This is a genomic window from Flavonifractor sp. An91 (genome assembly GCF_002159225.1).
GTDB lineage: Bacteria > Bacillota > Clostridia > Oscillospirales > Oscillospiraceae > Flavonifractor > Flavonifractor avicola.
Map to the genome: position 1 here is coordinate 25,290 of NZ_NFHA01000003.1, position 11,772 is coordinate 37,061.

The 11,772-nt window shown below is 61.5% G+C and carries 12 protein-coding genes; 5 read left to right on the top strand and 7 right to left on the bottom strand.

Going from position 1 to position 11,772, the window contains the following annotated elements:
* Positions 1 to 236: 236 nt before the first annotated feature.
* From lgt to B5G42_RS02940, 4 genes are all read right to left on the bottom strand, one after another.
* A complete protein-coding gene (gene lgt / locus B5G42_RS02925) occupies positions 237 to 1,304 on the bottom strand; it encodes a prolipoprotein diacylglyceryl transferase (RefSeq protein WP_087266471.1) in 1,068 nt (355 codons plus the stop codon).
* Positions 1,304 to 2,584 (bottom strand): EF-P 5-aminopentanol modification-associated protein YfmH, encoded by a 1,281-nt coding sequence (locus B5G42_RS02930; RefSeq protein WP_087266473.1) that lies wholly within the window; start codon positions 2,582 to 2,584, stop codon positions 1,304 to 1,306. The genes lgt and B5G42_RS02930 overlap by 1 nt, the downstream gene beginning before the upstream one ends.
* A gap of 4 nt (positions 2,585 to 2,588) precedes the next feature.
* On the bottom strand, positions 2,589 to 3,860 hold the full coding sequence (locus B5G42_RS02935) for an EF-P 5-aminopentanol modification-associated protein YfmF (RefSeq protein WP_087266475.1): 1,272 nt from the start codon (positions 3,858 to 3,860) through the stop codon (positions 2,589 to 2,591).
* A 64-nt stretch (positions 3,861 to 3,924) separates the two neighbouring features.
* The gene (locus B5G42_RS02940; protein WP_087266476.1) at positions 3,925 to 5,115 is read right to left on the bottom strand and encodes an FtsW/RodA/SpoVE family cell cycle protein; all 1,191 of its coding nucleotides are present in this window, start codon (positions 5,113 to 5,115) and stop codon (positions 3,925 to 3,927) included.
* A gap of 130 nt (positions 5,116 to 5,245) precedes the next feature.
* On the opposite strand from B5G42_RS02940, the gene tsaE reads away from it, so the two are divergent.
* Genes tsaE through upp form a run of 3 tightly spaced genes read left to right on the top strand, consistent with a single transcriptional unit; the run spans position 5,246 to position 7,021 of the window.
* Positions 5,246 to 5,674: a tRNA (adenosine(37)-N6)-threonylcarbamoyltransferase complex ATPase subunit type 1 TsaE gene (tsaE, locus tag B5G42_RS02945; RefSeq protein WP_087266478.1), complete on the top strand. Its 429-nt coding sequence runs from the start codon at positions 5,246 to 5,248 to the stop codon at positions 5,672 to 5,674.
* Positions 5,671 to 6,381 carry a tRNA (adenosine(37)-N6)-threonylcarbamoyltransferase complex dimerization subunit type 1 TsaB gene (gene tsaB, locus B5G42_RS02950; RefSeq protein WP_087266480.1) on the top strand — a complete coding sequence of 237 codons (711 nt, stop codon included), beginning with the start codon at positions 5,671 to 5,673 and terminating at the stop codon, positions 6,379 to 6,381. Before tsaE ends, tsaB begins: the two co-directional genes overlap by 4 nt.
* Positions 6,382 to 6,391: 10 nt before the next feature.
* Positions 6,392 to 7,021: a uracil phosphoribosyltransferase gene (gene upp / locus B5G42_RS02955; protein WP_206406157.1), complete on the top strand. Its 630-nt coding sequence runs from the start codon at positions 6,392 to 6,394 to the stop codon at positions 7,019 to 7,021.
* A gap of 50 nt (positions 7,022 to 7,071) precedes the next feature.
* On the opposite strand, the gene B5G42_RS02960 is transcribed toward upp, so the two are convergent.
* The 3 genes from B5G42_RS02960 to B5G42_RS02970 form a co-directional block, all read right to left on the bottom strand.
* Positions 7,072 to 9,279 carry an SF1B family DNA helicase RecD2 gene (locus tag B5G42_RS02960; RefSeq protein ID WP_087266484.1) on the bottom strand — a complete coding sequence of 736 codons (2,208 nt, stop codon included), beginning with the start codon at positions 9,277 to 9,279 and terminating at the stop codon, positions 7,072 to 7,074.
* Positions 9,280 to 9,341: 62 nt separating this feature from the next.
* A complete protein-coding gene (locus B5G42_RS02965; protein ID WP_087188025.1) occupies positions 9,342 to 9,677 on the bottom strand; it encodes a hypothetical protein in 336 nt (111 codons plus the stop codon).
* Between the two features lie 46 nt (positions 9,678 to 9,723).
* Positions 9,724 to 10,215 carry a COG2426 family protein gene (locus B5G42_RS02970; protein WP_343212801.1) on the bottom strand — a complete coding sequence of 164 codons (492 nt, stop codon included), beginning with the start codon at positions 10,213 to 10,215 and terminating at the stop codon, positions 9,724 to 9,726.
* Positions 10,216 to 10,382: 167 nt separating this feature from the next.
* On the opposite strand from B5G42_RS02970, the gene pyrE reads away from it, so the two are divergent.
* Both pyrE and radC read left to right on the top strand, forming a co-directional pair.
* Entirely contained in the window at positions 10,383 to 11,057 is a 675-nt protein-coding gene (gene pyrE, locus B5G42_RS02975; protein ID WP_087266487.1) for an orotate phosphoribosyltransferase, read from the top strand.
* Between the two features lie 23 nt (positions 11,058 to 11,080).
* Positions 11,081 to 11,755, top strand: a complete 675-nt coding sequence (radC, locus tag B5G42_RS02980; protein WP_087188023.1) for a JAB domain-containing protein — start codon at positions 11,081 to 11,083, stop codon at positions 11,753 to 11,755.
* The last annotated feature ends 17 nt before the right edge of the window (positions 11,756 to 11,772 follow it).

Sequence of the window (11,772 nt, forward strand, 5' to 3'; positions counted from 1 at the left end):
CACATGGCCAATTTTGCTATGCTTTTGCATAGCAAAAAGGGCCTGTTGCAAAATAGCTGTTTTGCACAAACCTGTCATTGCGAGCCAGTGCGCACACTGGCGTGGCAATCCGTTTCCCCGGCAAAAAGGGCGGATTCCCACGAAAAACGGCCGCCCGGTGGGCGGCCGTTTTTCTCGGAATGACGGGTCTTTGTACGAGCTGCACATTTTGCAACAGACCCTCAAGCAAAATGGACTTATTTTTTCTTTTCTTCCTTGACCAGTACCTCTTTCAGGTCGGAACGCTCCTTCAGAGCGGCAATCATCTCCGCCTTGTCCTCGGCAGACACATCGGCGGGAAGGGCATACTCCTCGATCTTGGCAAAATCCTGCTCCAGGCGCTTTTTCTGGCTGGCCAGCCACTTACCCCCCTGTCCCTCAGGGTAGACCAGAGCCACCAGCCTGGGATGGGCCTTCATCTGGTTGACCCACAGCTTGTCCGGGTCGTGCTTGCGGAAGGCCAGCAGGTAGACCAGCGCCACGATGGCGACGGCGGCAGTGGCGAAGCCGAACACCTGGGAAACCCGGATGGGGGTGTTGAAGAAGTACAGGCTGTCGGTCCGCAGGCCCTCGATGAAGCCCCGGCCCACCCCGTACCAGGCAAAGTAGCTCAAAAAGATCTGGCCGTCAAACTTCCGCCACTTCTTGGCGATGACGATGAGCAGTACCAGCCCCACCAGGTTCCACAGGGACTCATACAGGAAGGTGGGATGGACCTCCACATATTGCAGAGATCCGTTTACATACTCGTAGATACCCATGCGCCAGGGCAGATCGGTAGGACCGCCGTAGGCCTCGATGTTGACAAAGTTGCCCCACCGGCCTACCAGCTGGCCGATGAGCATTCCGTAGGCGCCCAGGTCGGCAAAGGCCAGGAATTTGACCTTCCGCACCTTGCAGAACACCAGCAAGGTAATGACCGCGGCAATGACGCCGCCGTAGATGGCCAGGCCGCCGTCCCAGATGCTTACCATGGCCCCGAAGTCCAGGGAGCCGTCCGGTCTGCGGTACAGATCCAGGTAGAAAATGATGTAGTACAGCCGGGCCCCGATGATGGACAGGGGCACGGCAAAAAAGAGCATATCGATGATGTCATCCTGACGGATGCCGAACTGGGACGCCTTCCGGGAGCAATACACCACCGCCAGCAAGAAGCCGGCGGCGATGATAATGCCGTACCAGTGGACGGGCCATCCAAAGACCCGGAAGGCAATGGGGTTCATGGTCAGCTCCAGCCCCAGGCCGGGAAAGGATACGGTACCCATTACGCCTCACCCTCCCCCGGGCGCACCACGGCCAGACCGCACCGCTCAGCGGTCACCCAGCTGCGGATGCAGTCCTCCACGCAGGCCTGGTCGATGGAGTCGAAAATCTCCGGGAACTTGAAGTAGTCCACCCCGGTAAAGTGGGACTGGGCCATGGAGATGCAGGTAAACTCAAAGGAGTTGAGGCCCCGGACCTTGGCGCCGTAGACCCCCTTCTTCAGCCGCTGGAACAGGCCGGGGTCAATGCCTTCCCGAGCCAGACGCTCCCCTTCGGCCAGCACCGCGTCCCGCACCTTCTTGGGGTCCCGGCTCTCGCCGCCGGCCACCATCATGGCGCAGCCGGGATAGAGCTCAAAGCCGTAGCTGAAATTCTTGTTGATCAGCCCCTGGCTGTACAGCTTGGCGTACAGAGGTGTGGAGTTGCCCAGCAGAGCCTCGCAGGCCAGCTCGCCTGCCAGCTCCCGGCGCATCCACTCTTCGCCCTTCTGGGCGGGATCGCACTTGAAGCCCAGCATAAAGATGGGGGTGGACACCTCCATGGTCAGTTCCTTCTCGGAGGTCGCGGCGTTGGGAGCCTCCTCCCCGCCGTAGTCCCGTTCCATCTGGCCCAGAGAATCCTTGGGCAGGATCTCCTTGGCAATGGCGCACACCTGCTCCGGGTCCACGTCGCCCGCCACGGTGAGCACCATGTTGGCCGGGTTATAGAAGGCCTTGTGGCAGGAATAGAGGGTGCCGGCAGTGATGTGGGAGATGGACTCCTGGGTACCGGCGATGGGCACCCGGATGGGATGGTGGTCATACAGGCACTCCATCAGGGCGTAGAACACCTGGTTCTCCGGGTCGTCCTCCACCATGCGGATCTCCTGACCGATGATGCCCTGCTCCTTGTCCACGCTCTCCTGGGTAAAGTAAGGCACGGACACAAAGGAGAGCAGGATCTTCAGGTTGTCGAAGAACTTCTCGGTGCTCTCAAAGTAGTAGCCGGTGATGGCGGAGCTGGTGAAGGCATTGGGAGAGGCTCCGTTGGCCGCCAGATCCTGGAGGGCGTTGCCGTCCTCGGTATCAAACATCTTGTGTTCCAGGAAGTGGGCCACCCCCGCCGGGGTATCCTTCCACCGGCCGTCCTGGAAAAAGCGCATATCCATGCCGCCGTAGTTGGTGGCAAAGAAGGCGTAGCTCTTCTGGAAATCCCGGCGGCGGTCCACATAGATGTGGAGCCCGTTCTCCAGAATCTCATGAAATACGGTCTCCCCCAGACGGGGGTACTGCTTGCTTACCATAGAATCACTCCCTGCCTTTCAGGAAATATACGGTGTCCAGGGTCAGATCCTGGGCAGCCTCCACCACCTGGGCCCGTGTAACGGCCTCCACCCGGGCGGCCATATCGTCGGGGCCGTCGGTGAGACCGGCGGCGGACTGGCCCAGCCAGTAGTCCTCCAGCCGGGCCTGGGTGTCCAGGGTGGTGCGCAGGGTGCTCACCACCGACCGGCGGGCCCATTCCAGCTCATCGTCGGAGAAGTCCCCGGTCTGGCACTTGTAGAGCTGGGAGAGGATCTCGGCCTCCGCCTGACCCACCTTGTCAAACTCCACACCGGAGGAGACCAGCATCACGTCCTTGTATTTCATCAGGCCGGAGCTGGCGTAGTAGCACAGGCTCAGCTTCTCCCGCACGTTCATAAACAGCTTGGAGGTGGTAGTGCCGCCATAGATGGCGTTGACCAGGGTGAGGGCCGGATAGTTCTGGTCCCAGGCGTCGCAGTTGGTGCGGAAGCCCATGGCCAGCTTGCCCTGGGTCACATCCAGGGATTCCTCTACCCGTTTGGCCTGCTTAGGCGCCTTTCCCTTGGCGGGGCGGACCAAACCGGCCCGCTCCCCCTCCGGCAGCACCGCCAGCAGAGGCCCGAAGGCCGCCTGTACCCGCTGGGCGTCCGCCGAGCCGCAGTAGTAGAGCTCCACCCGGGCCTCCTTCAGCAGGGCCTGATAGCCTGCCCACAGGCTCTGAGGAGTGATGGCCTCCACCGCCTCCAGGCTGCCCAGCTTATCCACGCCGAAGCTCTCCCCGGCGCACATCTCGGCCACTACCCGGATCTGGGCGTACTGCCGCTTGTCATTGACCTGGGCCTTGATGCGGTCGGCCAGGTTGGCCTTCTCCTGCCCGGTATAGTCGGGGCAGAAGGCCCCGTCCTGAGTATAGGGGGCGCCGATCAGCTCCGCCAGCAGGGCGGCGGCCGGCTCCAGCACCTGCTCCTTGTTCAGAGTATAGGCGTCATCCAGAAAGCTGCCCACAAAGCCCACGCACTGGGTCTCGCCCTTCTTCCGCACCATGGGCTCCAGAGAACCGCCGTACAGCTCGTCCAGGGCAGCGGACAGGGATTCCATATCAGGATGAGCCGCCGTTCCCCGGCGGAGCACCATGGGAGCCAGGGCATTGAGAGAGGCCTTTTCCGCCGTCAGCGGGGTGAGAAACTGGGCCCCCAATACGCTGGATTTGAATTTTTTAGTCTGTACCGCCGTCAGCCAGACGCCGGGCTGCAATTCGATCCTTGTGACCTTCATGTGCTGCGAACCGTCCTTTCTTGTTTACCTCCATAGCCTGCCCCATTGGACAGGCTCTATCCATCTACAGCCTGCTGCGGTCCCGCAGCCAGCTGGGCAAAGAGCGCATTTTGATGCTGGAAACCACGCCCATGGCGGCATACATGGTGACGATGGAGGAGCCGCCATAGCTGATAAAGGGCAGGGTCAGGCCTACCACCGGGAATACATAGAGGCACATCCCCACATTGACGCCCACCTGAGCCAGCAGCATACCGGCGTAGCCCATGGCAATAAAGGCGCTCTGGGGAGAGCAGGCCCGGCGGGCCACCCACACACACCGCAGGATGATGGCCGCCAGCAAAACCAGCAGCAGCAGACAGCCGATCAGGCCAAACTCCTCGCCGCAGACGGCAAAGATCTCGTCGGTCTCCCGGGCGGGCAGAGACTGCTTGTACTGACTCTGGGTCTGGATACCCTGGAGGTAACCCATGCCGGTGAGGCCGCCGCTGCCGATGGCCATGATGCTGCGACTCTGCTGCCAGCCCTTACCCTGGGTCTGCTCCCAAATGGTATCGGGGTTGCCCAAAATGTGGTCGATGACCACGGTGAACCGCTTCATATAATACATATCTTTGATGTGGGGCCAGATCAGCACCACACCCACCACGCATACCACCACGGCCAGCAGGAACCAGCGTTTTTTGACCCCGGCGCACCAGGCCATAATGACAAAAATGATCAGATAAGTCAGGCCCATGCCGAAGTCGCCGGAGGTCACCGCCACCACACCGAACATGAACAGGGTGTGCCCCGCGATCTGGAACACCGAGGAGGGCTTGCTGATGCCCTTGTCCCGCAGCCGGCTCATCTGCCAGGCCAGCAGCAGTACAAAGGTCAGCTTGGCCAGCTCGGCGGGCTGAAGGTTGACGGGAAACCCAGGAATGTGAAGCCAGCTGCGGTTGCCGTTGACCTCCACACCCAGAGGGGTGCGGACCAGCGCGTTGATGACCACATTAAAGAGCAGCAGCCACTTCCAGGATTTATCCACGAACAGCTCGATGTCCACCGAGGACATGAGCATATAGATCACAACACCCATAACAATCGCCACGGCCTGCACGATCATGCAGCGCATGGCGTCCGCCTCGCCCAGGTAGCGGGTGGCGCTGAAAATGAGCACCAGACCATACCCGCTGGCCAGCAGGCACAGGGTCAGCAGCAGCCGGTCACCCTGCTGCCAGAAGGAACGAATGGAATCTCTCAGCCAGGACACCGGCTCGCCTCCTTACCTATTTCGTCCGCGGGTTCGGACGTACGTCAAATTAGTTTACCATCTTTTTTGCGTTTGGTAAACAGGTGTGTTATAATCTTGTCAGAATCTTCACATTTTGAAGAGGTGCTATATGGAAATTATAACCAACTCCCCTGCTGAGACCGAGGCCGCAGGCGCTGCTCTGGCCGCCCGGCTGAATCCGGGGAGCGTCATCGCCTTTACCGGCGATCTGGGGGCGGGCAAGACCGCCTTTACCCGAGGTCTTGCCCGCGGCCTTGGGGTGGAGGAGCGGGTGACCAGCCCCACCTTTACCATTGTCAATGAGTACGAGGGCGGGCGTCTGCCCCTGTTCCACTTTGATATGTACCGGCTGGGCTCTTCAGACGAGCTCTTCGACATTGGCTGGGAGGACTACCTGGCCCGGGGCGGCGTGTGCGCTGTGGAGTGGAGCGAAAATATCGCCGACGCGCTGGAGGAGGATACCATCCGGGTGGACATCCGCCGGGGCGAGCACGACGACCAACGCATCATCACCATTACGGGAGGTCCCCAACCATGAAAATACTGGCTCTGGAATCCTCCGCCACCGCCTGCTCGGTGGCTCTGTGCGAGGATGAAAAGCTCATTGCCCAATCCTATCAGAACAACGGCCTGACCCACTCGGTCACCCTGATGCCCATGACCACTTCCCTGCTCTCCGGGTGCGGCCTTACTCTGGAGAATGTGGACGTCATCGCCGTGGCGGCGGGCCCCGGCTCCTTTACCGGTCTGCGGATCGGCGTGGCCGCCGCCAAGGGCCTGGCCTGGCCGGGCAACAAGCCCTGCGCCGCCTGTTCCACTCTGGAGTCCATGGCCTGGAACCTGGCCCACACCGGGCTGGAGATCTGCGCCGTCATGGACGCCCGGCGGCATCAGGTGTACAACGCCCGCTTTGCCAGTAACGGTGAAACGCTGGAGCGTCTGACTCCCGACCGGGCCATTTCCCTGGAGGAGCTGGGGGCGGAATTAAAAAACAGCGGAAAAACGCAATTACTGGTTGGAGACGGCGCGGTTTTATGCTATACTACCCTCAAAGGGCTGGGGCTGGACGTCCGCCTGGCGCCCCCCCATCTGCAATTCCAGAGCGCGTGGGGCGTGGCCCGGTGCGGTCTGGAGCTTGCCCGACAGGGCCTGCTGACCGACGCGGCGGGTCTGGCGCCCAACTATCACCGGCTCTCCCAGGCTGAACGGGAGCGGCTGGCAAAAGAACAAAACAAAGGGGAATAGCGCCATGGATATGGAAAAAGTACACATTCTCGATCACCCTCTCCTGCAGCACAAGCTGTCTATCCTCCGGGATGAGACCACCGGCGTCAGGGACTTCCGTCAGGTCGTCTCTGAGATCGCCACCCTCATGTGCTATGAGGCCACCCGCGACCTGCCTATGGAGGAGGTAGAGATCAAGACCCCCATCACCACCGGCAAGTTCAAGACCATCGCCGGCAAGAAGCTGGCCATCGTTCCTGTTCTGCGGGCCGGCCTGGGTATGGTGGACGGCATCCTGACACTGATCCCCTCCGCCAAGGTGGGCCACATCGGTCTGTACCGCGACCCCGACACCCTGGAGCCCGTGGAGTACTACTGCAAGATGCCCAACGACATCGCCGAGCGTGATGTCATCATCCTGGACCCCATGCTGGCCACCGGCGGCTCTGCCTCCGCCGCCATCCAGTTCATCAAGAACTATGAGGTCAAGCACATCAAGCTGATGAACATCATCGCCGCCCCCGAGGGCATCGAGCGGGTCCATCACGATCATCCCGACGTGGACATCTACTGCGCCGCTCTGGATGAGAAGCTGAACGAGCACGGCTACATCGTTCCCGGTCTGGGCGATGCCGGCGACCGCATCTTTGGCACCAAGTAAATTATATTGCAAAAAGGTCCTCTTCCTCACTGGGAAGAGGACCTTTTTTATTATTCTTTCATCTGCACCAGCCGCCATCGCAGGCCGGAGTACCGCCGCTGCTGGCGGTCGTTGGCGGTCATGGTGGCCACCACTTCCTCATCCCCCACCAGGATGAGCAGTTCCCGGGCACGGGTGATGGCAGTGTACAGCACCCCCCGGGTGAGCAGCATGGGGGCCCCCTCACTCACCGCCAGGATCACCGCCCGGTACTCGCTGCCCTGGGCCTTGTGTACGGTAATGGCATAGGCGGGCTCCAGCTCCACCAGCATATCCTGGGTGTACTCCACCACCCTGCCCTCAAAGTCCACGGTAAGGGTACCCTCCCGGTTGTCCACCCGGGTCACGGTGCCGATATCTCCATTAAAAATGCCCATGCCGCTGTCGGAACCGTCATGCCACATCACATCGTAGTTGTTGCGTACCTGCATGACCCGGTCACCCTGTCGGAACACATACTCCCCGAACCGCTTCTCCGGCTTGTCAGGCTGGGCGGGATTGACCGCCTCCTGAATGGCCCTATTGAGGGAGGCGGTGCCGGTCACCCGCTTGCGGGTGGGTGACAGCACCTGGATCTGGTCGGCGGGAATGCCCATATTGTTGGGCAGCCGGGTCTGGATCAGCTCCACAATGGTCTCAGCCGCCCGGGCCGGGTCCTTCCGGCGCAGGAAGAAGAAGTCGTGCTCCCGGTCCTTCAGGTCGGGCAGCTGGCCCCGGTTGACCCCGTGGGCGTTGCGGACGATGGCGCTCTCGGCGGCCTGCCGGAAAATCTCGGTGAGCCGCACCATAGGGATGGCTCCGCTGCGGATGAGATCGGAAAACAGGTTGCCGGGGCCCACGCTGGGCAGCTGGTCCGGGTCCCCCACCAGGATCAGGCGGCAGTCGTCCCGCAGGGCGGCCAGCAGCCCCTGCATCAGCACGATGTCCACCATGGAGGTCTCGTCCACGATGACGGCGTCCGCCTTCAGGGGATCGCTCTCGTCGTGGGCAAAGATCAGCTTGCCGGAGCGGGGGTCGTACTGGGTCTCCAGCAGCCGGTGGATGGTGTACCCCTCCGCCCCGCACAGCTCTCCCAGCCGCTTGGCCGCCCGGCCCGTGGGGGCAGCCAGGGCGGTCTCCAGCCCCAGCTGGTCAAAGAGGGCCAGTACCCCCCGCAGAGAGGTGGTCTTACCGGTACCGGGACCGCCGGTGAGGAGCATCACCTGACTGGTAGCCGCCAGGGCCACCGCCTCCCGCTGCTGGGGGGCGTACACGATGCCCTGGTCGTCCTGAATACGGTCAATGAGTTCATCCAGGCCGTGGGGAGCCACCAGCTCGCCTCGGGACATCTCGGTGAGCCGCCAGGCCACATACTGCTCGGCCTCGCACAGGGCCTGGAGGTAGACAGCCTCCTCCCCTGCCACCGGCTCCTGGATCACCTCACCCCGCTCCAGCAGGGTCTCCAGGGCGTCCTCCAGGCTCTCCCCCTCCACGCCGATGAGCTGGCCGGTAGCCATCAGCAGCTTCCGCCGGGGCAGGAAGGCGTGGCCATTGTCCAGATTGTAGGTCAGCTCAAACAGGAGAGCCGCCTCGATGCGCTGAGGGTCGTCCCCCTCCATGCCCATGGACAGGGCCAGGGCGTCAGCTGTGGAGAAGTCCACCCCCAGCTCCTCGTCCACCATCAGATAGGGGTTGCCCCGGATGACCTCCAGGGCCCGGTCCCCGTACCGGCGGTACAGGGGCATGGCCAGCTGGAGGGGCACCTCATGCTCTCCCAGAAAGGCCAGCAGCCGCCGCATCCCCATCTGAAGCCGGAACTGTTCCCCAATGGTCAGAGCCTTTTTACGGGTGATGCCCTTGATGCGGGTAAGCTGCTCCGGGTGCTCCTCCAGCACGGTGAGGGCGTCCTCCCCAAACTCCTCGATCATCCGCCGGGCGGTAGCGGCGCCGATGCCCCGCACCGCCCCCGAGGACAGGTAGTCGAAGATGGCCTTGGCCCCGGCGGGCAGACGCCGCTCCACGGTCTCAGCCTTGAACTGCTCGCCGTAGGAGGCGTGGCGGGTCCAACTGCCCTGGACCGAGATACTCTCTCCGGGGGCCACCCCCGGCATACAGCCCACCACCGTGACCAGAGCCCCGTCCCCAACGTCAAGACGAAGCACCGTGTAGCCGTTCTCCTCGTTCTGGTAGATCACGGCCGACACGGTGCCCTGCATATAATCCTGTGACTCCTCCTGCATGGCTGCCCCTCCTTGTGTCGCTTGGAGAATATGATACCATCCGCAGGCGGATTTGTCGAATGCTATTTCTCTGTGATGTACTCGCTCAGCCGCCCGGCGGGACAGACCACCACGCCAGTGGCGCCGGTGAGCAGGGCGGCAGCCACCGCCTTTCCCGCCGGGTCCAGTCCGCCGTCGGCGATCACGATGGTAAACCCCTTTTTCTGCCGCCCCCGCAGCCACAGCAGCCGCTTTACGTCCTGCTCCAGATGGGCGCCCTCCCCTGCCGCCGGGACCACGGCATAGACCGGGCCGGCCCCTTCCGCCGGAGCAAGCAGCCATCCAAACAGCACCCAGCCCAGGGCCAGAAGGCCGATGGCCGCCAGCAGGGCCAATACGGCCTGTAAGATTCCGTCCAAACCCTTCACCTCCGCCCCATCCTATGCACGGGGCGGAAGAAGGGACTCAGCTCCCTACGGTGGAGACCACAATGCCGGTGGCAAAGGTCATGATCAGCCCGGCGGTGACCACACCCAGGAAAATGGAGGGCAGCGCTTTCCGCAAAGGCATATCCAGGAAGGCGGCCGCCAGGGCGCCGGTCCAGGCGCCGGTGCCCGGCAGGGGGATAGCCACAAATATCCACAGACCGATATATTTATATTTGGTCACCTTCTGCCCCTTCAGGTGGGCCTTTTTTTCCAGCTTGTCCACCAGGGAATTGAGCTTGGGGGATTTCCGGCGCATCCATAGAAAAATCCGCCGGATATAAACGATAATAAAGGGGATGGGGATCATATTGCCAATAATCGAGGCCACCAGCGCCTGTCCCGGAGGCAGGCCCAGAGCGGTACCGAAGGGCACGCCGCCCCGCAGCTCAATGATAGGCACCATGGACACCAGCATGGTAAAAAACATTTCGCCCAGATTGGTGGACGTCAGCCATTGCAGCAATTCCAAAAGAGAACACCTCGCTTGCGTCAGTTTCTGTATTGTATCATATTGGCGGGAAAAAGAACAATTAAAATTTCCTAAAGACATCTTTTCTTTGGACGGCGCAAGCCCTTGTCCAGTTCCTTCATCAGTGGTATAATATTTTGACTATTTTGAGAAGAGAGGTTTTTCACATGACCTACAAAGAAGAATTTATCACCTTCATGGTGCGCTCCGGCGTGCTCACCTTCGGCGACTTCACCACCAAGTCCGGCCGCAAGACCCCCTATTTCATCAACACCGGCAACTACAAGACCGGCGCTCAGGCTGCCAAGCTGGGCGACTATTACGCCGCCTGCATCCAGGAGAACCTGCCCGAGGGCGTGACCTGCCTGTTTGGCCCCGCCTACAAGGGCATCCCTCTGGCTGTCACCGCCGCCGCCTCCCTGTACCGCAACTATGACCGGAACCTGCCCTACTGCTTTAACCGGAAGGAAGCCAAGGACCACGGCGAGGGCGGCTCCATGGTGGGCTACAAGCCTCAGGACGGGGACGACGTGGTCATCGTGGAGGACGTGGTTACCGCCGGTACCGCCGTCCGGGAGACCATTGAGCTCTTCAAGCACGTGGCCAACGTGAACATGAAGGCCCTCATCGTGTCCGTGGACCGCATGGAGCGGGGCACCAAGGACTGCTCTACCCTGGACGAGCTGCGGGAAGACTACGGCATCGCCGTCTACCCCATCGTCACCGTCAAGGAGATCATTTCCTTCCTCCACAATAAGGAGATCGACGGCAAGGTCTACATTGACGACGAGATGAAGAGCAAAATGGAAGCCTATCTGGCTCAGTACGGCGCCAAGGCCTAAACATATAAAGGAGGAGTCCGGTCATGGGCACCCACGACGGCCACCGTCAGCGGTTAAAAACTGAATTTCTGGCCCGGCCGGACTCCTTTCCCGACCACAAGCTGCTGGAATTGCTCCTGTTCTACGCCAATCCCCGCAGCGATACCAATCCCCTGGCCCATGAGCTTCTGAATCATTTCGGCTCTCTGGCTGGGGTACTGGACGCAACACCGGAGGAGCTGCAAAAGGTCAAAGGCGTGGGCGAACACGCCGCCGTTCTGTTCAAAGCCGCCAAGGAATTGTCCGGCCGCTATCTCACCGCCCGCACCCAGATGGACGACATTGCCCGGAACACCAGAGACTATTTTGCCCTGCTCCAGCCCTACTTCTTCGGCGCCCGCAACGAACAGCTCTGCCTGCTGTGCATGGACGGTAAGGGCAAGGTGCTGGGTATCCGCAAGCTGGGCGAGGGCAATGTAAACGCCGTCAACATTACCACCCGGCTCATCGCCGAGGCCGCCCTCTCCCTCAATGCCGCGGCGGTGGTGCTGGCTCACAATCACGTCTCCGGGATTGCCTTCCCCTCCGGCGACGATATCGCCACCACCGAAAGTCTGGCCCCCTTCCTGGCCCGGATGGGTGTGGAGTTGGTGGACCACCTGATTTTCGTGGACGACGATATGGTGTCCCTCCGGGACAGCGGCTTCTACCGGCCATAAGAACATTCTTTCGATTC

Excerpts from the sequence above, each read along its gene's own strand:
- lgt (WP_087266471.1), bottom strand. The coding sequence starts at position 1,304 with ATGGGTACCGTATCCTTTCCCGGCCTGGGGCTGGAGCTGACCATGAAC.
- B5G42_RS02930 (WP_087266473.1), bottom strand. The coding sequence starts at position 2,584 with ATGGTAAGCAAGCAGTACCCCCGTCTGGGGGAGACCGTATTTCATGAG.
- B5G42_RS02935 (WP_087266475.1), bottom strand. The coding sequence starts at position 3,860 with ATGAAGGTCACAAGGATCGAATTGCAGCCCGGCGTCTGGCTGACGGCG.
- tsaE (WP_087266478.1), top strand. The coding sequence starts at position 5,246 with ATGGAAATTATAACCAACTCCCCTGCTGAGACCGAGGCCGCAGGCGCT.
- tsaB (WP_087266480.1), top strand. The coding sequence starts at position 5,671 with ATGAAAATACTGGCTCTGGAATCCTCCGCCACCGCCTGCTCGGTGGCT.
- upp (WP_206406157.1), top strand. The coding sequence starts at position 6,392 with ATGGAAAAAGTACACATTCTCGATCACCCTCTCCTGCAGCACAAGCTG.
- B5G42_RS02960 (WP_087266484.1), bottom strand. The coding sequence starts at position 9,279 with ATGCAGGAGGAGTCACAGGATTATATGCAGGGCACCGTGTCGGCCGTG.
- pyrE (WP_087266487.1), top strand. The coding sequence starts at position 10,383 with ATGACCTACAAAGAAGAATTTATCACCTTCATGGTGCGCTCCGGCGTG.
- radC (WP_087188023.1), top strand. The coding sequence starts at position 11,081 with ATGGGCACCCACGACGGCCACCGTCAGCGGTTAAAAACTGAATTTCTG.